This is a genomic window from Coleofasciculus sp. LEGE 07092 (assembly GCF_015207375.1).
Classification (GTDB): Bacteria; Cyanobacteriota; Cyanobacteriia; order Cyanobacteriales; family Coleofasciculaceae; genus LEGE-07092.
Genome location: NZ_JADEWY010000037.1, coordinates 31,033 through 49,522, shown reverse-complemented (window position 1 = coordinate 49,522; position 18,490 = coordinate 31,033). Strand labels below are relative to the sequence as shown.

Below are 18,490 nucleotides of genomic sequence, written 5' to 3'. Positions count from 1 at the left end.
AAGCAAGTTACCGTCAATGCGAACTACATCGGCGCTGATGCTCAAACCGTGGAAAACGCGGTGACAACCATCCTGGAACGGGAAATCAATGGCGTCGAAGGGATGCGCTACATGACCTCGAGCAGCAGTAATGACGGTAGCAGTTCGATTACCGTGACCTTTGATGCGACACGAGATCAAGATATTGCAGCGGTCGATATCCAAAATCGGGTGTCGATTGCCCAGCCGCAGCTACCCGAAGCCGTAACCCAAACGGGGGTGACGGTGAGTAAGGAATCCAGCAGCATCCTCATGGGCTTTGGTCTTTACTCCGAAAAGGGCGAGTACGACAACGTATTCTTAAGTAACTATGCCGACCTCTATATAGTAGATGCCCTAAAACGAGTGGACGGCGTTGGTAATGTCGTAATTTTTGGGGAACGTACCTATGCCATGCGCCTGTGGCTTGACCCCAACCGACTTGCCAGCCGCAACCTGACGGCTCAGGATGTGGTTGATGCCCTGCGAGAGCAGAATATCCAGGTGGGTGCTGGGCGTATCGGTCAGCCGCCAGCCCCGGATGACCAACAGTATCAAATTGACCTCCGGGCAGTTAGCCGACTTAAGGATGTCTCCGAATTTGAGGAAATCGTCCTGAAAACGGGTGAGGAGGGTTCGCTGGTCAAGCTAAAAGATGTGGGGCGAGCGGAATTAGGTGCGGAAAATTATAACACATTTCTGCGATTTCGGAAAAATGAAGCCGTGGGTTTGGGGATTTATCAAGTTCCCGGTAGTAATGCCCTGGATGTGGCTAGGGGAGTCAAAGCGGAAATGGCACGCTTGGCGGAGACGTTCCCACCGGGGATGGAAGTCGATATCGGTTTCGATACAACCGATTATGTGGAACAGTCCCTCTCAGAAGTCGTCTTCACCCTCCTGCTAGCGGTGGCGCTGGTAGTCGTGGTGATTTTTATTTTCTTGCAGGATTGGCGAACCACTCTAATTCCCGCGATTACTATTCCTGTTGCTTTAATCGGGACGTTTATCTTTGTTAAGGTATTTAACTTTTCGATTAACAGTTTGACCTTATTTGGTCTGACACTGGCAACAGGGATGGTGGTAGATGATGCAATTGTGGTGGTAGAGGATATTATCACTAAGATTCAAAAGGATGGCATGAAACCGCGTCGGGCGGCAATCGAGTCGATGCGGGAATTGTACGGGGCGGTGATTGCCACATCCCTGGTGCTGATGGCAGTGTTTATCCCCGTTGCCTTCTTTCCAGGCACGACGGGCGCACTTTACCGCCAGTTTGCCCTGACGATTGCGTTTGCGATCGCCGTTTCCACCTTTAACGCCCTGACTCTCACACCTACCCTTGGCGGTTTATTACTGCGTCAGAAACCCGAAACTCATGGTTGGCTTGATCGCATTTTTGGCGTGTTTAATCGCTTCTTAGAATGGCAGCAAAATCAGTATAAGCGATCGCTCAACGTTCTGGTAAAAGTTAAACTCTTGGTGATCCTGGTTTTTATCGGTCTTTTGGCACTGACAGGCTGGTTTTTCACCAGTGTGCCTTCAGCGTTTCTCCCCGATGAAGACCAAGGGTATTTCATTACGATTATTCAAGGACCAGAGGGAACATCGCTGAACTACACCAGCGAGGTGATGAGTCAGATTGAAGACATTATTCTAGAAATACCGGAAGTTCGAGCCACGTTTGCCGTCGGCGGCTTTGGTTTTAGTGGCAGTACTGCCAACAGTGCCATCATTTTTACAACTCTCACGCCTTGGTCAGAACGCAAAGACCCGTCTCAGTCAGCCCTAGCCATTATCGACCGAGTACGCGGTCCCCTGATGGGAATTAAAGAAGCGAGGGTTTTACCTGTTAACCCACCGTCTATCCAGGGTTTGGGCAGTTTTGGTGGCTTTCAGTTTCAGCTACAAGACAGACAAGGCAACCTGAGTCTGGAAACACTCATTGAGAATATGGGTAAGTTGCTGGGTGCTGCCAATCAGCATCCTGACTTGCAGGCAGTGTTTAGTACCTATGCGGCGAATACGCCTCAGATGCTGATTGAGGTTGACCGCAATCGAGCTAAGGCGCTGCAAGTGGATATTGATGATATCTTTAGCACCTTACAGACTTATCTGGGTTCACGTTATGTCAACGACTTTAACCTAGATCGGCGGACGTATCGGGTGTATGTCCAGGCAGACAAGCAGTTTCGCTCCAACCCAGAGGATATTAATCAACTCTATGTGCGATCGCAACAGGATCAAATGATTCCCCTGAGCAATTTGGTAACGCTCACCCCCACCACTGGAGCGCAAACAATTAACCACTATAACCTGTTCCGTTCGATTGAAATTAATGGTGCAGCGGCTCCTGGTGCTAGTTCTGGGGATGCGATTAATGCTATGGAACAGGTGGCAACTCAGGTACTACCACGGGGTTTGGGCTACGAATGGGCGGGGACTTCCCTGGAAGAAATTGAGTCGGGTGGTCAAGCACCGCTTATTTTCGGCTTTGGATTGGTGTTAGTCTTCTTAGTTCTAGCTGCCCAGTACGAAAGCTATGTTGACCCCGTTATTATTCTCTTATCTGTTCCTTTGGCAGTTTTAGGTGCGCTTCTAGCTCAGTCACTGCGGGGTTTTCCCAATGATGTCTACTGTCAGATTGGTCTAGTGATGCTAATTGGTTTGGCGAGTAAGAACTCGATTCTAATTGTGGAATTTGCCAACCAGCTTCGAGAACAGGGTATGCCGTTAACGAAGGCAACTGTTGAAGCGTCACAACAGCGCTTGCGACCCATTTTGATGACGGCTATTTCTACGTTATTGGGTATTTTTCCCTTGGTTATTGCGACGGGTGCTGGGGCTGGTAGTCGTCAATCTTTGGGTACGGCTGTGTTTGGTGGGATGTTTGTGGCGACGTTTTTAAGTTTGTTTGTGGTGCCAATTCTGTATATTGTCATCAAGGGAATAAGCGATGATTGGTTCAATTCTAAGGGTAAGCCACGGCAGGAGCGAGATATTGAGAAGTTAGAGCGTCAATCAGAGTTAACAGGTATTTCAGGAAAGCGGTAAGTCTAGTAATGCTGTCTGGAATGAGTCCTTGAGCTTGAGCGTGGCGAGATACAGCAGGTACTCCAGATCCCCGACTTCTTGGAGAAGTCGGGGATCTTGCTTGGGTATACTGTATTTCATCAACCTGAAATAGGCTGTATAGAGTTAAGAGAGTTCATGAATCTTAAGCGATCGCTAGATAGAATCAGCCATTTGATGTCACTGTTCGTAACCCAGGTAAGGGCTGAGACAGCAATGGGGAAAACAGACATTAACAAAGTGGCTGAAACTGTATTAATTCCTATCCTTGCTGAAGTTTACGGTTATAAAGAACTCAAGAATCTGAACTATACAGAAGATAGTAACTATCCCGGTATTGATTTGGGAGATGAGACGGCAAGGGTAGCGTTTCAAATTACATCAACACCTAATAGCAGTTGCCAAGCGATGAAGAGGATCTGAAGATAAGGCTTTATAACCTCTTGCGAGAACGCGGTGCAAGAGAAGGCAAACCTTTGGTCATTGTCTTGGATGGTTTAGATGAAGCTGAACGTCCTTTCTCGGCTCCTTTTCCTACTCCTCTGCCTGAGAATGTGTTTGTCATTGCTTCAGCGAGAGCTGACGAAGGACAAGAGCAAAAATATTTGGAAGGCTGGACAGATAATTGCCAGCTATCACATCTTGAACGTTTGTATAAGCAAGCGATCGCACAATGGTTACGAAATACGGATGAGTTGGCAGCATTTGCCGAAGATACCCATTTTGTTGCCCAACTTGATGAAATTACTCAAGGATTTCCGCTTTACTTGCGCTACCTGACTGAGGAATTGAGTCATGCGGCAAAACAGGGACAGGATGTGCGGGAACTATTAGCACAGACGCCTAAAGGGTTTGAGCGGTATGTGGAGCAGCAGTTAAGGGGCTTAGACGAACTGGAATTGCCAGATGAGCGGTGGCAGTTTTTTGCACTGCTGGCGGTAGCGAAAGGGGTACTTGAAAAAGAGGATGTTAAAGCGCTGACGGGAATGCGCGATCGCCAATTACGGCAGTTGCATCAGAGTTGGCAGGTGACGCGCTGGATGAGAATTAGCGAGGGAAAGCTCTACGCTTTTGCCCACCCTTTGCTAGCTACGACGTTTGCCGCCCAGTTGGGAGACGATGCTGAGGATGCTTTGCACGATTTAATTGACTACTGTGCTAAGTGGGAGAAATACCAGAGTCGTTATGCTTTGCGGCATTATGCAGAACACTTGCGGGAGGTGGAGCGGTGGGAGGAGCTGTATGCGATCGCACGGGATGAAGATTTTGCATCTACCCAACAGCAACAGTTACCCGATGAACCTGATTTGCCTCTGAAGACGGTGCAAACTGCCTTACTAGGTGCTGCGGAGGAAGACAAGACAGAGATAATGGCTGAGTTTGTGCTGGTACACGCACACAGACTGGGGCAGACAAATGCTCAAGAGTCACCACTAGATGCCTTGCGATCGGGTAGTCTTAAAAGGGCATGGAGACTGGCTGATCAGTATGAAATTGAACGGCGTATTCTGTGGTATTTGTTGCTGGCGTGGGAGTTGAAAGATGAGGGAAAGCTGGATGAAACACGCGAGACTTTAGATAAGTTGCAGAAGAAAGAATTACCTCATTTTCAAGTAAATTGGGATACCCGTTGGCAAGGTGATTATGCTGCTTATTTCCTCGCATATATTTTTATCCAGAATAAGGATATCTGTAGCATTAAGGATATCTGTACTGTTATAGTTCAGCAGATTTTGGAGAAATATCACCGCATTACTCTGTATAGGATTTTTAGCAACTATGGCGACTTGGATGCCATCGAAGAGATAGCAGTATCGCAAGCTGAAGCAAGAGAGTTTATCAAACATACGAATGCTCGTAAGACTAGCGAAGAAATTGAGAATCGAGGAGGACAGCATAGTAATTTTCTAACAAAAGCAGAAGAATACGCCAAGGCAGAGAATTTTACTGCCCTACGGGAGATTGTTGAGGAGGTTGAAAAGATATACGGTTGGACACAACTAGAAGCCCTAGGTTTGATTGCAAAGAAACTAGCAGAAGACGGGCAACCTAGAGAAGCCAGATCTACTTTTGCCGCTGCTCTCAAGTTGGCACAAGAAGCTGAACCTGAGTTTTTAAAAGCTTTAGCACTAGCAGAAGTAGCAGAGGTACAGGTAAAAGTCGAACAGAAGAAGGAGGAAGAGATAGCTACCGCCAGCATTGCTCATCAGATTGCCCAAGGTATTAAAAGCCATAGAAAAAAAGAAAGAGTAATTATCACAGCAAAAATAGCAGAGGTAATGAAAAACGCAGACAAGGGAGAGGAGGCGAAAGCTATTTTTGATAGTGCCCTAGAGATTGCCCAGTCAATTGAAACTCAAGATGGACGTGTAAATAGCTTCACAATAGTAGCTAAGGCACAAGTGAGGGCAAAGGAGTATCCTGAAGCTCGTAAGACGGCACAAAGGATTGAATTTCCTTGGAGCAAAGCTGAAGTGTTTGGAATTATAGCAAAGGCAGAGGCAGAAGATGGAAAAGATGAGGCACAGGCAACCCTCTCGACGGCCTCTGAAATTGCCGAAGGACATTCCCTGGATTGGGTGAATGCTCTATTTACAATAGCATTGGCACAAGCGGTTATAGACGAAGAAGCTGCACTAGCTACCTTTAAAGAACTCCTTGTATCTGCCAAAAAACTTCTAAGGGAGCGAGACATTTACTTGTCAAAAATAGCAGCAGCACAGGCACAGGCAGGAGAAATTTCCCATGCTCTGGAAACTACAGACGAGATTGAGGATGAATCGGAACTGGTGAAAGCTCTTTCGTGGATTGCCTTGACTCAGTTTAAGAAAGGAAAAAAACAAGAACTATTGAAAACTCTCACTGCTGCCCTTCAAGCTAAAGACAAGATAGAGGATGAACAAAAACTTATACAAGCGCTCAAGGCGATTGTAGGGATGCAGGTAATGGCAGGTAAGGGAGAGGAAGCAGTGAGGACAGCGGAGAAAATACTTACAGAGCGTAACTTGTATCTACCCGGAATTGCATCATGGCTGGTCGAAACAGGCGATCGGGAGAACTTCAAACGCTTGTTAATTCCCTGCGTTTACTACCTGGATACTGCTTATCAGATGTGTGGACTTCTGGCGAAACTTTATCCTGATCAAGCAACAGATATCGTCAAGGTTGTGAAAGAGTTTAGTGTAAGTTCAACTTAGAAGCTGGTGAATTCATCAAAGGAATAAACTGATGGCAAAACAAGACCCAGCAAAATTAAAAAAAGTATCTGTAAACCTTCCCTTCGGCATCGGCGGCGCAGAATGGGAAAGAGCAATATGCTAATGCTTTGGGAGAAATTGTGGGAGTAGAGGAATAATTGGCTGCCATCTTTCACAACTCTCTTATCAGGCTATTATATAGATTTTGCACTAACCCTTTAATCAGCCAGGGATTCAAATCCCTGCGTCATAGCTAAAGTCCTCTGAAGAGGACTAACACAATAAGTTTATATGAACCTACAAGAATTTTAGTCCATTTCAATGGACTTGATCTATGAGCCGTGGAATTAATTCCACGGCGGATAACTAATTCAGTGCAACATCTCAGCCTAAAAAAATATCTCGCAATCTAAAATACCCAATCTGACAACCCGCATAATCGCATTCATTCAAATAATCCAAAGGATACCATTCATTTCTACTAATCGATTCAAAATAACTACCATCCTGCTGGGCAACTTCCGGCTCCGTACCCGTTACATCAGCATAATACAGATAGCAAATTTCATTCGTTTGAGTCCCAACAATATACTTACCCAGCGGCAAAACCCCAACTGAAAAACCCGCTTCTTCATACACCTCTCTTACCGCCGCTTCCTCTGGCAACTCCCCTTCCTCTATCCCCCCAGTAATGGGGCAAGGATAAAGCCGATGTTCTTCATGAATATCAGGAATATCGATACAAAGAGGCTGCTGTCTAATCAGAACCTCATACTCTCCGCTATTAACCTTGCTTTTTCTCACCAGAAATATCGCAACAGAGTCTCTTCCTTTTCGTTCCAGGTAATGATAACCCCTAACCGTTTCCTTAATAGCAATCCAATCTGTACTAAAAATAGTTTTTTCCTTGCTCATCATGCTGACTGCAATATTTTGTCAACATTCCCAGGACTTACCCATTGACAGAAACCAAAATTTATCAAGCTGGAGCATCAGGACTGGGAAGGTTAACTCCACCAAATACCAAGCAGCCATCCGGATGACTTTGACGTTCTGAATGCACCTTCTCCCAAATCACTGAAGGTGTTAATTTTTCGGAATTCAAATAACGATTAATTGTATCGTGACTCAACTCTTTACTGTGTTCGGCAAACTTTGTCAGGGTATAATTAATTTGACTACTTAGGAGATATTGACAATAGTCCAAATGATTTATGCTCATTTTCAAAAATGAATTTTGATGCTATTTTATCATTCATTATTGTTTATTTCTAGCTCAGGATAATTTTAGCGATTCCTCTCTAGCTCGCTCTGGAGTTTGCCCCAATCGTTGCACGCTACATATAGCGTTGCCTAGTCTTGTGAGATACGTCTTTGAGCTTCAAGTCCCCCTTTATAAGGGGGATGCGAGGGGATCCTATTGTACCCACATGAGAGAGAACCGCTATGGTAAAATCCTTGCGGAATGAGGCAACGGATTTGGTAGCGGATGTTGAAAGGGAACGGAGAACGGGCAATCCTGTAGTTTTCCCTATTCCCTACTCCCCACCTCAGCTTGAAAACATTGACGATTGTCAATCTATAAGAATTGCATACCAATTGTGCTGCAACAAAACAGGATTTGGACAATGGGAATAGTTAGACACAGCACTTAATCTACAATGAAACGAAAAATCTGGGTTATTCTACTGTTAGTCGTTGGCACTTCTGCTTGTGTGGAACTAACGACCCCAGAAACAGACCCCGAATCTCAGGCAAAATTAGAAAAAGCCCAAAATTGCCCTACCTGTGATTTGAGTAATATTAACCTGAGTGGGGCAAATCTAAAAGATGCTAACCTGAGTGGGGCAAATCTCAACAACGCTAATCTAAGTGAGGCGAATTTGGAGGGTGCAAATTTGAAGGATGCCAATCTCAGTAGTGCCAATCTGAGTGGAACAAATCTCAACAACGCTAACCTCACAAAAGCTAACTTAAGCAATGCGACATTGATTGGTGCGCAGTTAATTAACGCTAAATTGAAGGGAGCTAGCCTTAATACCGCCAATCTCTATCTTGTTAATTTGTGTGGAGCTACTATGCCCAATGGTGCAAAGTCTGTGCGGGGGTGTAGCGAAAGCTTTTAAACTTGGGTAGGGCTACACAGCCGTGTATCCCTACGAAGATTAGTATTTAGTGCAGACAAATAAAGAATTAGTATCAAGCCATTGCTATTTTAACGGTACGAATGAGTTGTTCTTGGGTAAAGGGCTTGGTTAAATAGGCTTTAGCGCCTTGCCTCATTCCCCAGAGACGGTCAATTTCTTTGTCTTTGGACGAACAAATTATAATGGGAATATCGGCAGTAGCCGGAGTGTTTTTAAACTTTCTACACAACTCAAAGCCACTCAATCCTGGCATCACTACATCTGTAATAATTAAATCAGGATTTTTTTCGATTGCTTTACTCAGTGCATCTTTAGCATTAGTTACCCGAATGACAGTATGACCCCCTTTACGCAGATAAGAACCGATCAATTCCATCTGAGTCGGGGTGTCTTCGATCAGCAAAACGGTACTCATGTTTAATTATCCTTAATAAATTACGGCATGACAAAACCCTGGCACCCTGCTTTCAAAAGCAAAACCATTCAATGGTAAAATTGCCAACTAGTTTTAACTCACCTTGGTAGTAGTTCTAATTGCACCCAAGTCGTTCTGGAAAGGGTTAAAATTAGTAATTTTTGCAATGAAACCTTAGGTTCCAGCACTCTCGACAGTGCTGGGTGTCTTGGGTTTGAGCGGGAAAAGATGCACTCCCAAATGAAATATCAGGTTTCAGGGTTCAACCGACAATCATAACACTTGGTACTAGAGTTTAGGGGGAAAACCTTCTGGGAGTGAGCTGCCGCCGTATTTCTGGACGGTTCAACCAGAGCTGTATTCTTTAAAAAGAGTAAGCTAGACCCATGCAAATCGGTATATTCCACATCCAAATAAGAAGCGCCTAGAGATAAATTTATGCCTGAGCCCCAAATTGCTGCTATTATCTGTACTCACAATCGAGACACCTATTTAGGAGCTGCTATTGATAGTCTGCTGGTACAAGACTGCCAGGATATTGAAGTAGTGGTGGTAGATAATGCCTCAAGCGATCGCACTCGCGAAGTAGTAGAAGAGCGCCTTCCCCATCCTGATCTGAAATACGTCTACGAACCCGTTATCGGTTTGTCCGTCGCTCGTAATACTGGAGCCAAGGAAACTACAGCTCCAATTTTAGCTTACCTTGATGATGATGCCGTAGCCAGTCGTCAGTGGTTAAACGTGCTAGTAGCGGCTTATAAAAATAACGAAAAACTCGCCGTAGCCGGTGGGAAAGTTACCCTCATCTGGCCCAGTGGAATAGAGCCTCCTAGCTGGATTTCCCCTGAATTGGCGGGGAATCTAGGATTGTACGATCTAGGTGATAGGTTTATGTATATTAACACATCCGGTTTGACCCCTAGAGGCTTGAACTACTCTATCCGACGAACCTTTCTCGAACAAGTTGGTGGCTTTGATCCAAATCTGGGGCGGCAGGGCAAACGGTTATTATCAAATGAAGAGTTGTACATGACAGAACTGGCTCTTAAGCAGGGTTGGCAGGTGGCATATCTTCCTGATGCCCTAGCCGCCCATAATGTTGCACCAGAACGCCTCAAACCGAGCTGGTTTTTGCAGCGTAGCTGGTGGCAAGGCATTAGTGAATGCTATCGGGAAGAAATTGCCGGTCAGACGGGTGTTAGTCAGTTGTGGCGGGGCAGCGAACGTATGGCACGCGGACTCTACAAATCAGCCAAATATTTTTCTCAGCCAGCCCAACGCTTTGATAACTTAGTGTATGCCTACGGTCAGATTGGTTATTTGACGACCGCACTCCAAGCTATGCTATTTAAACGGAAATAGGCAAAGCTATCTAAATCCGTTCATCGTTCAGAATCGATGCTTCATAGGAATTAACCAGGAACGATTACTAGGGCAAACGTTGATGAAAAAAGCACTGATTTGCGGCGTGTCAGGTCAAGATGGAGCCTATCTAGCTAAGTTGCTTCTTGAGCAAGGCTATACCGTTTGCGGCACTTCCCGGGATGCCCAAATGTCTTCATTCCGAAATTTAGTGTGCTTGGGCATCCGTGAGCAAGTAAAATTAGAATCTGCTGCTCTGACAGACTTTCGCAGTGTGTTACAGGTATTGATGAAAACTCAGCCCGATGAAGTCTATAACTTAGCGGGGCAGAGTTCGGTAGGGCTTTCCTTTGAGCAACCCGTAGAAACCTTAGAAAGCATTTCTATTGGCTCTTTAAATCTATTGGAAGCCATTCGCTTTACAGGTGCGCCGATTAAGTTCTATAACGCGGGGTCGAGTGAATGTTTTGGGGATATTGGTGAAACCGCTGCCGATGAATCTACCCCGTTTCGCCCTAGAAGTCCTTACGCTGTGGCAAAAGCTGCTGCTTTTTGGCAAGTTGCCAATTACCGGGAAGCCTATGGTTTGTTCGCCTGTTCTGGTATTCTCTTCAATCACGAGTCTCCTTTAAGACCCGAACGGTTTGTCACTCAAAAGATTGTTTCTACCGTGTGCCGCATTGCCGAAGGCAGCCGCGAGAAGCTTTATTTGGGTAATGTTAACATTCAGCGGGACTGGGGCTGGGCACCGGAATATGTGGAAGCGATGTATTTAATGTTACAGCAAGAGCAACCGGATGATTATGCGATCGCTACTGGCGAGAGTTATACCTTAGAAAAATTTGTAGCAACGGCGTTTGATTGTGTCGGGTTAGACTGGCAGGAACACCTCGTTACCGATGCTAGTTTATTTCGACCCACTGATTTAGCAATTAGTCGCGGAAATCCAGCCAAAGCTCGAGAAAACCTGGGATGGCACGCTCGGTATAAAATGCCCGATGTCGTGCGCATGATGGTGGAAGCCAAACAGGTTCAGTAGGTCGGCACAATTAAAGTTAACGGGAGAGGATCGTCATTCCTCATTAGTTCTGTCTACCTACTTAACCTCAGCGGAATTCCCTTTGTCAGGGTTATCAGCAGAATGGGGCGTTACCAGAAAAATTTCCATAGTCTTATCAGCCCCTATACGTCCCTCAAATACCTGATGTTTGTGAATCGTGAACCGTTTTTCGAGAGCGGTTTTCAGCAGGTGAGAATTCTTCTCAGAAATTTCAAACGCTAACCAAAGACGTGATTGAATAGGCGGTAAGTCACGCAGCCAACTCTCAATTTCTGATTTCCCTGCACTGCTGAGAAGAATGCGTTGAGATTTTTGGGCAGAACCTTTATAGTAATGCGCTAGTGCCTTAGCATAATACATCGACCAAATAATGACATCACCGGGCTGTTCGTAGCGGTTTATCACTTGCACGACACCCTTGTAATTGGGTCGATCTTGAACAGTGTAGTAGCGTACCAACCCGCCGCTAATTGCTAGAGCATAAGCCAAGGCAACTACAATACCCATAATTCGCCACTGACGCCACAGTCTCATAATGCCTGCTGCTAGCAGGATAAGAATGTAAGGACTCACAAATAACAAATAACGATCTATCCAAAGAGAGATCGAGATATAAGAAAATAGAAATATCTGGGCTAGCGGTAGAAATGCCCAGGCTGCTACCCAAAACAGCTTTGAGGAGTTACGGTTCTTAATGAGAGCCGCACCGATTAAGCCCGCCACCACTCCCGTAAATACTTTGTAAAACCCAGCCGCGATCGCATTTGACTGAACTGCGAAGGGCCAAACTGTAAAGTACTTCAATGCGCGTGCCAGAAGGAGCAAATCAGGAGCCTGTCTGCCAGCTACGTGTCCTGACTGCCCGTATGAAGAATCAGGGGAAGCTACTTTAATAACCGAGAACACACACGGCAACCACAAAATCCCGAACAGTAGCAGCCACTTCCCGAAATTAAACAACACAGGACGTTGGTTGCGAAATCGCCACCCTATTAATAGGATATCCGGTACTAGGAGGCTAACGTTGAGCGGTACAGTCAATGTGGCTAAGAGTCGCAAACCTATCCATCCGCCCATTGACGCCACATTTGGATGCTTGGATTTCTCCGTCATGAGCGCATGGGTTAGAGCTAGAGTACCCCCCAGTCCTAGGCAAGCACTCATGATATACATCCGTGCCTCTTGCGCGTGATTGATAAATAAAGGTGAGAGTGCTAACAATAAGGCAGAAATCAAACCTTCTGGTTCTCCAGCCAGACGGCGACCGAGCTGATAAACTAAAAAGACGCTGCCCAAAGCAAAAAGGACAGATAATCCCCGCAGCCAAGCATCAGTCGTACTAACCTGACTCCAGACAAGCAAAAGTATGTAATAGAGAGGGCGTACCAGATTTCTAGGAGGTAGCCCTCGTCCTGTCTGAATATCTGTAACGCTGGTTAATTCATCAATCCAGAAACTTTCTGTATCAATTCGATACAGGTATAAGGTAGCAGCTATAAGCATAATCAAGCTAATGGGAATCCATTGCCGGAGCTGAGTTGCTTTAGTTACGGTTTGTGTAGGTGATGTCATATCAGTTCAGTACAATTAGGCGATGCATTTCAAGGCATAAATTATTGACATTCTTGCAGATATTGGTCAAAACTGAACCCAATCTCCATTAGCTGCAAAAATCAGCTCTAAACCTTTTCACCATTGCCATTAAGTGTCCTAGCTATAAAACTAAAATTATGAAGAAATTATGAAGATTTTGATGCTTTCCTCTACCTTCCCCTATCCCCCAACCCGAGGAGGAACACAGGTTAGAACCTTTAATTTACTCAAATATCTCAGTCAGCGATATGAAATTACCTTACTCACTCAACGTTCTGACGATGTAACCGATGCTGAAATTGAAGCACTGCGGGAATGGGTGGCAGAGTTAGTTGTCTTTCCCCGTCCCGAAACTGCCAATCTCAAGGGGGGATTGCTGGGAAAGCTAAAGCGTTTTGGTCGCTTTTTACAGCAGGGAATTCCTCCTAGCGTGCTGTCTGTTTATTCTCCTGATATACAACATTGGGTTGACAACTCCCTAGGAGCTGGCAAGTTCGATGCGATCACTTGCGAACATAGCGTTAACGAGATTTATGTTCGCCCCCAGTTTCAGCAGCAACTCCGAACTGTTGTGAATATTCATAGTTCAGTTTATGGTTCCTGTCGCAATCAGTTACAAACTGGTACCGCAGAAAAGCCCTTGCGAGACCGTTTAAACCTACCCCTGTTGCGCCGTTACGAACAACAGTATTGTTCTAAATTTTCTCGCATTGTGGTGACAACGGATGAAGATAGACAACAGATACAGGCGTTTAATCCTGATAGTCAAATTTATGTCATCCCCAATGGTGTAGATTTTTGCCTATTCCCTTATCGATCTGCCGATCCGGGTGGGCATCATTTGGTTTTTATCGGAGCGATGGATAACTTGGCAAATATCGATGCTGTTATCTTCTTAAGTCGAGAGATATTACCAGCCATACAACAGCGATATCCAGACACGACTCTAACCCTGGTTGGTTCACGCCCTACAGCAGAGGTATTGGCTTTAGGCACTCGTCCTAGTATTACCGTTACTGGGCGTGTTCCTTCTATGGCAGACTACCTGCACCAGGCTACTGCCTGTGTGGTGTCTATGCGAACGGGGTATGGTATTAAAAACAAAACCTTGGAAGCTATGGCAGCAGGTGTACCTGTAGTGGGAAGCGATCGCGGCTTGGAAGGACTGGAGGTGGAGGGTGAAGGTGTGCCGTTGAGGGCGTTGAGGGCTAATGCGATCGCAGAATATGTCGAAGCTGTAACGCGCTTGTTTGAAAATGCTCAACTGAGAAAGCAACTGTCTGAAAACGGGCGATCGTTTATCGAGCAAAATTACACTTGGGAACGCGCTGCCCAGCTTTACGAACAGGTAATTTGTGGGGATTAGAGAGTCTCTGTTTTGGAATATCGAGGGGATTCAGATACAAGAAAATCGTGCCATTCAAACTCATAGGGTTTGAAATTTTGTATACTGACTTGAATAGTATTCACGATTTAACATGACCTCCCAAATACCGTCCATTCAATTTTTTGAAGGAGTTTCTGAAGAACTGAGCAATGTTAGCTTGCGGCGGAATCGCAATACAGGAATACGTTCGGTATTGATGAGTTTCGAGTCTTTAAATGCCTTAGAAAAATTTAACAGTTTTACCAAACAATTTTCTAACGCCTTGCGTTTAACCGATGAAGAAGGTGAAATTAGTATTGAGCCGTCTTCGGTAAAATTTATATTCAGCGGTCCTGAAGGCGATGACCTAGAACGGGTAGATTGCCAGTTTGAAATTGAGCAGCCAGACCACTGGGAACGCTTTATGCGCTTTATGAATCGCTATGCTGAAGCAAATGGTATGGCTTACAGTGAAACGAAAAAAACTACAGAGAGTGATGGGGAGTAGAAAATGAAAGTTGCAGTTACTGGAGCCACTGGATTTGTCGGTAGCCGTTTGGTTGAGCGCCTCCTTTCCCAAGGACATCAGCCGCTAATCTTAACTCGCAACCGAGGGACTGCTGCCGGACTGTTCCCTAATGTGGAGATTGTTGCCTATACTCCCACCGAATCAGGTTCTTGGCAACAAGCGATCGCCGGATGTGATGGCGTTGTGAATCTGGCAGGAGAACCCATCGCCGAGAGTCGCTGGACATCAGAACAAAAGCAAGAGATTCTCAACAGCCGCAAGCTGGGGACACGCAAAATTGTGGAAGCCATTGCCAAAGCTGAACCCAAACCGAGGGTATTGATCAATGCTTCAGCCATTGGCTACTACGGTACTAGCGAAACGGCTACCTTTGATGAAACCAGTCCCTCTGGTAACGATTTTCTTGCCCAAGTCTGTCAAGCTTGGGAAGCCGAAGCCCAGAACGTCAAAGATGCTGGAGTTCGACTAGTTATCCTGCGTTTGGGAATTGTTTTGGGAAATGGGGGCGCACTAGCGAAAATGATCACCCCCTTCAATCTATTTGTTGGTGGTCCGATCGGTAGCGGTCGTCAGTGGTTTTCTTGGATTCACCGAGATGACCTAGTTAGTTTAATCTTAAAAGCTCTCACTCAAGATGATATCGAAGGCGTCTTTAATGCTACGGCACCAAATCCCGTGCGAATGTCAGAATTTTGTCAAAAGGTGGGGGAAGTTCTCAACCGTCCTTCCTGGTTGCCAGTTCCTGACTTTGCCCTAGAAGCTTTGCTGGGTGAGGGAGCGCAAGTTGTTTTAGAAGGGCAGCAAGTAGTTCCCAAACGAACAACTAGCATTGGTTTTGACTATCAGTATCCGATGGTGAAATCAGCATTGGTTGAGATTTTGAGTTAAACGTGAGACGGCTAAATAATTTCAATCCCCTGGAAGGAACCAGGGAGTTAATTCACAACTGAGAAAAAACACCCTGATAGGTAAGCGATCGCTCTCTTGAGGCGATTCAACGGTTGTTGGCAGTTAAGAACTCTGTTGAATCGCCTCGAAAGAAATCAATCGCTACTCAATTACTGAGGCAGCACGGTTACAGGACTCGGAGGAGTTGAGACTTCCTCGCTGGCAGACTCATCCCGTACCCGCTGCAATCGAACTCCTAATTGCCGTAATTTCGCCTCCAAATTCTCATAACCCCGGTCTAAATGATGCAATCCCTGAATCGTGGTTTTACCATCCGCCGCTAACGCTGCCAGCACCAACGCTGCCGATGCCCGTAGGTCAGTTGCCACCACAGGTGCTCCCGATAGCGTCGGTACACCCCGCACGATCGCAATATTACCCTTAACGCGAATATCAGCTCCCATGCGGTTCAGTTCGGGAACATGACCCAACCGATTTTCAAACACCGTTTCGGCAATAACACTATCCCCGTCACTCAACGTCAGTAAAGCCATTAACGGTGCCTGCATATCCGTAGGAAATCCGGGATAAGGTAGGGTTTCGATATCCGTTGCCCGGATAGTGTCACCTGGAATAACCCGCAGGCAGTTAGAGCCTTCAGCAACCACCTTAACGCCAATTTCATGCAACTTAGCAATCACCGCCGTGAAATGGTCAGGTATCGCAGGTGAAAGGGTAATTTCTGACTGGGTAATGGCACCCGCCACCAAAAACGTACCCGTTTCAATCCGGTCAGGAATGATCGAGTAATCTACCGAGTGCAGGCTGGGAACACCGGAAATGATAATGGTATTCGTTCCAGCACCCCGAATTTTGGCTCCCATCGCCTTACAAAAATTTGCCAGATCAATAACTTCTGGCTCTTGAGCAGCATTTTCAATGATTGTTTCGCCCTCTGCCAGGGTTGCTGCCATCATCAGGGTTTCCGTAGCACCGACACTCGGATAGTCCAGATAAATTTTTGCCCCTTTGAGCCGCTTGCTCCCATTCCCTCTGACGTAGGCATGAACGATGCCATGCTCGATGTGTACTTCAGCTCCCAGAGCTTGTAACCCTCGAACATGGAGGTCTACAGGTCTGGCACCAATGGCACAGCCACCTGGTAGGGGGACTCGTGCTACCCCCAACCGCGCCAGCAGCGGACCCACGACAAAAAAGCTAGCTCGTAGCTGGCTGACCAATTCGTATGGCGCTTTGGACTGTCCTATGTGACGGGCATTGATGTCCAAAGTATCTCCGTGACGTTCGAGCTTCACGCCCAAAGCCGCGAGAATTTGGCTCATCCTCATGATATCGACCAAGGACGGTACATTGCGCAGTCGGCAATCTTGGGGGCACAGGAGCGCTCCTGCCATAATTGCCAAGGCAGAGTTTTTGGCTCCGCTAATGGTGACGTGTCCCTTGAGGGACGCTCTGCCCCAAATCTGTAGAACTGAACTGTCTTGTTCAGGTACAGAACACGTATCTGTCAGGCTTTGAGAGTGATTGATGGGTCTACCTCCAGAATCAGCAGAATCTTTGCATTTTTTAAAATTTGGTTTTGATTCTACCTGAAAGATGGCAAATGTCTAGAGTTGCAACTCATTTGGTCAGTTTACGCTACTGTGTATCTAAATTCCATCTTTATTCATAGCAAAGGAATAAAGATAATCTCCTATTACGGGTTCAATTTTGGGTATCCGGAGAAAAGGAGTTGACAAATGCGTCTCGATTGTTGCATGATGGGAAACTGCATGGAAAGTTGAAAGGCAAGCGGAACTGGCGGAATTGGTAGACGCGCTAGATTCAGGTTCTAGTGTCTGCAAAGACTTCCGGGTTCAAGTCCCGGGTTCCGCATCTTAGAGATTAAGGGTTAGAGGCTAGGGGCTAGGAGCATTTTAGCTAGTTCTGGTTGAGTTTTTTACCTACTCCCTACTCATGCTGACCAGTACTCAAAATCCTCTGGTAAAAGACATCAGAAAGCTGCACAGAACCAAGGGACGGCGGCAGCAGCAATTAATGCTGCTCGAAGGAACTCACCTGGTGGCAGAAGCTTGTGCCGTAAATTACCCCCTGGTAACAGTTTGCTGTACCCCAGAATGGCTTCAAACTCATCCACAACTTTGGCAGGATGCCTCTAGTCGATGTCAGAGGGCAGAGATAGTCAGCCAAACAGTACTGAATCAAATGGCTACCACCGTACAACCAGACGGTGTTGTGGCAACGGCAATGCGTTCCTCTCTTTCCCCCAGTTTCCCAATGTCTTTCTCCCTCGGCTTGGCTTTGGAAACCCTACAAGATCCGGGCAATTTGGGGACAATAATTCGCACGGCAGCAGCGGCGGATGCTGATGGTTTATGGTTAAGTACTGACAGTGTTGAGTTAGATAATCCGAAAGTATTGCGTTCTTCGGCAGGGCAGTGGTTTCGCTTGCCAATGGCAGTCACTCCTGATTTGCAAGCAGTGGTTCGTCAATGTCAGAGTCAAGGCATACAGGTTGTGGCAACCCTACCCGATGCTCCACTAAATTACTGGGAAATTGACCTGGGATGCCCTACGTTGATTCTTCTGGGTAATGAAGCGGCTGGACTTACACCGGATTTGGCATCCCTAGCCGATCAACACGTAAAAATTCCACTCTGTCGGCAGGTCGAATCGTTAAATGTGGCAATTACCGCTGCTTTAGTGCTGTACGAAGCTCAACGCCAGAAACTAGAGTGTCGATAAAAATGACTAGTGATCGCGCGCGTCTTGTCTTTCTGGTTGAGATATAGCGGTTCTCACTTAGATGAGGTACAGTCCCATTC

Annotated in this window: 16 protein-coding genes and 1 tRNA gene; 12 read left to right on the top strand and 5 right to left on the bottom strand. The window is 46.1% G+C overall.

Going from position 1 to position 18,490, the window contains the following annotated elements; all coding sequences use genetic code 11:
- The 3 genes from IQ257_RS11485 to IQ257_RS11475 all read left to right on the top strand — a co-directional run.
- Positions 1–3,069: efflux RND transporter permease subunit (locus IQ257_RS11485; RefSeq protein ID WP_193933046.1), on the top strand; the 3,069-nt coding region annotated here is incomplete at its 5' end.
- A 156-nt stretch (positions 3,070–3,225) separates the two neighbouring features.
- On the top strand, positions 3,226–3,510 hold the full coding sequence (locus IQ257_RS11480) for an SMEK domain-containing protein (RefSeq protein WP_193873535.1): 285 nt from the start codon (positions 3,226–3,228) through the stop codon (positions 3,508–3,510).
- Positions 3,486–6,284, top strand: a complete 2,799-nt coding sequence (locus IQ257_RS11475) for a hypothetical protein (protein WP_193873534.1) — start codon at positions 3,486–3,488, stop codon at positions 6,282–6,284. Before IQ257_RS11480 ends, IQ257_RS11475 begins: the two co-directional genes overlap by 25 nt.
- A 384-nt stretch (positions 6,285–6,668) precedes the next feature.
- Here the strand turns inward: IQ257_RS11475 and IQ257_RS11470 are convergent, their stop codons facing one another.
- Both IQ257_RS11470 and IQ257_RS31505 read right to left on the bottom strand, forming a co-directional pair.
- Positions 6,669–7,202: an NUDIX hydrolase gene (locus IQ257_RS11470; RefSeq protein WP_322744291.1), complete on the bottom strand. Its 534-nt coding sequence runs from the start codon at positions 7,200–7,202 to the stop codon at positions 6,669–6,671.
- A 61-nt stretch (positions 7,203–7,263) separates the two neighbouring features.
- Positions 7,264–7,506 carry a hypothetical protein gene (locus IQ257_RS31505; protein WP_193873533.1) on the bottom strand — a complete coding sequence of 81 codons (243 nt, stop codon included), beginning with the start codon at positions 7,504–7,506 and terminating at the stop codon, positions 7,264–7,266.
- 224 nt (positions 7,507–7,730) lie between these two features.
- Between IQ257_RS31505 and IQ257_RS11460 the strand changes: the two genes are divergently transcribed.
- Positions 7,731–7,922: a hypothetical protein gene (locus IQ257_RS11460; RefSeq protein ID WP_193873532.1), complete on the top strand. Its 192-nt coding sequence runs from the start codon at positions 7,731–7,733 to the stop codon at positions 7,920–7,922.
- Between the two features lie 23 nt (positions 7,923–7,945).
- Positions 7,946–8,410 (top strand): pentapeptide repeat-containing protein, encoded by a 465-nt coding sequence (locus IQ257_RS11455; RefSeq protein ID WP_193873531.1) that lies wholly within the window; start codon positions 7,946–7,948, stop codon positions 8,408–8,410.
- 73 nt (positions 8,411–8,483) lie between these two features.
- On the opposite strand, the gene IQ257_RS11450 is transcribed toward IQ257_RS11455, so the two are convergent.
- Complete coding sequence (locus IQ257_RS11450; protein WP_193873530.1) at positions 8,484–8,846, bottom strand: response regulator; 363 nt, start codon at positions 8,844–8,846, stop codon at positions 8,484–8,486.
- A 438-nt stretch (positions 8,847–9,284) separates the two neighbouring features.
- Here IQ257_RS11450 and IQ257_RS11445 point away from each other — a divergent pair, with 438 nt between their 5' ends.
- Together IQ257_RS11445 and IQ257_RS11440 are read left to right on the top strand one after the other, a co-directional pair.
- Entirely contained in the window at positions 9,285–10,208 is a 924-nt protein-coding gene (locus IQ257_RS11445; protein ID WP_193873529.1) for a glycosyltransferase, read from the top strand.
- Between the two features lie 79 nt (positions 10,209–10,287).
- Positions 10,288–11,247, top strand: a complete 960-nt coding sequence (locus IQ257_RS11440) for a GDP-mannose 4,6-dehydratase (RefSeq protein WP_369076428.1) — start codon at positions 10,288–10,290, stop codon at positions 11,245–11,247.
- A 57-nt stretch (positions 11,248–11,304) separates the two neighbouring features.
- On the opposite strand, the gene IQ257_RS11435 is transcribed toward IQ257_RS11440, so the two are convergent.
- Positions 11,305–12,840 carry a glycosyltransferase family 39 protein gene (locus IQ257_RS11435; RefSeq protein WP_193873527.1) on the bottom strand — a complete coding sequence of 512 codons (1,536 nt, stop codon included), beginning with the start codon at positions 12,838–12,840 and terminating at the stop codon, positions 11,305–11,307.
- A gap of 169 nt (positions 12,841–13,009) precedes the next feature.
- Between IQ257_RS11435 and IQ257_RS11430 the strand changes: the two genes are divergently transcribed.
- The 3 genes from IQ257_RS11430 to IQ257_RS11420 all read left to right on the top strand — a co-directional run bounded on the left by IQ257_RS11430 (position 13,010) and on the right by IQ257_RS11420 (position 15,644).
- A complete protein-coding gene (locus IQ257_RS11430) occupies positions 13,010–14,227 on the top strand; it encodes a glycosyltransferase family 4 protein (protein ID WP_193873526.1) in 1,218 nt (405 codons plus the stop codon).
- Positions 14,228–14,339: 112 nt separating this feature from the next.
- Positions 14,340–14,735 (top strand): photosystem II reaction center protein Psb28, encoded by a 396-nt coding sequence (psb28, locus tag IQ257_RS11425; protein ID WP_193873525.1) that lies wholly within the window; start codon positions 14,340–14,342, stop codon positions 14,733–14,735.
- A gap of 3 nt (positions 14,736–14,738) precedes the next feature.
- Positions 14,739–15,644, top strand: a complete 906-nt coding sequence (locus IQ257_RS11420; RefSeq protein ID WP_193873524.1) for a TIGR01777 family oxidoreductase — start codon at positions 14,739–14,741, stop codon at positions 15,642–15,644.
- Positions 15,645–15,814: 170 nt separating this feature from the next.
- Here the strand turns inward: IQ257_RS11420 and murA are convergent, their stop codons facing one another.
- On the bottom strand, positions 15,815–17,194 hold the full coding sequence (gene murA, locus IQ257_RS11415; protein ID WP_193873539.1) for a UDP-N-acetylglucosamine 1-carboxyvinyltransferase: 1,380 nt from the start codon (positions 17,192–17,194) through the stop codon (positions 15,815–15,817).
- A gap of 262 nt (positions 17,195–17,456) precedes the next feature.
- Here murA and IQ257_RS11410 point away from each other — a divergent pair.
- Together IQ257_RS11410 and IQ257_RS11405 are read left to right on the top strand one after the other, a co-directional pair.
- Positions 17,457–17,540 (top strand) — tRNA-Leu (locus tag IQ257_RS11410).
- An 81-nt stretch (positions 17,541–17,621) separates the two neighbouring features.
- The gene (locus IQ257_RS11405; protein WP_193873523.1) at positions 17,622–18,410 is read left to right on the top strand and encodes a TrmH family RNA methyltransferase; all 789 of its coding nucleotides are present in this window, start codon (positions 17,622–17,624) and stop codon (positions 18,408–18,410) included.
- Positions 18,411–18,490 lie beyond the last annotated feature (80 nt).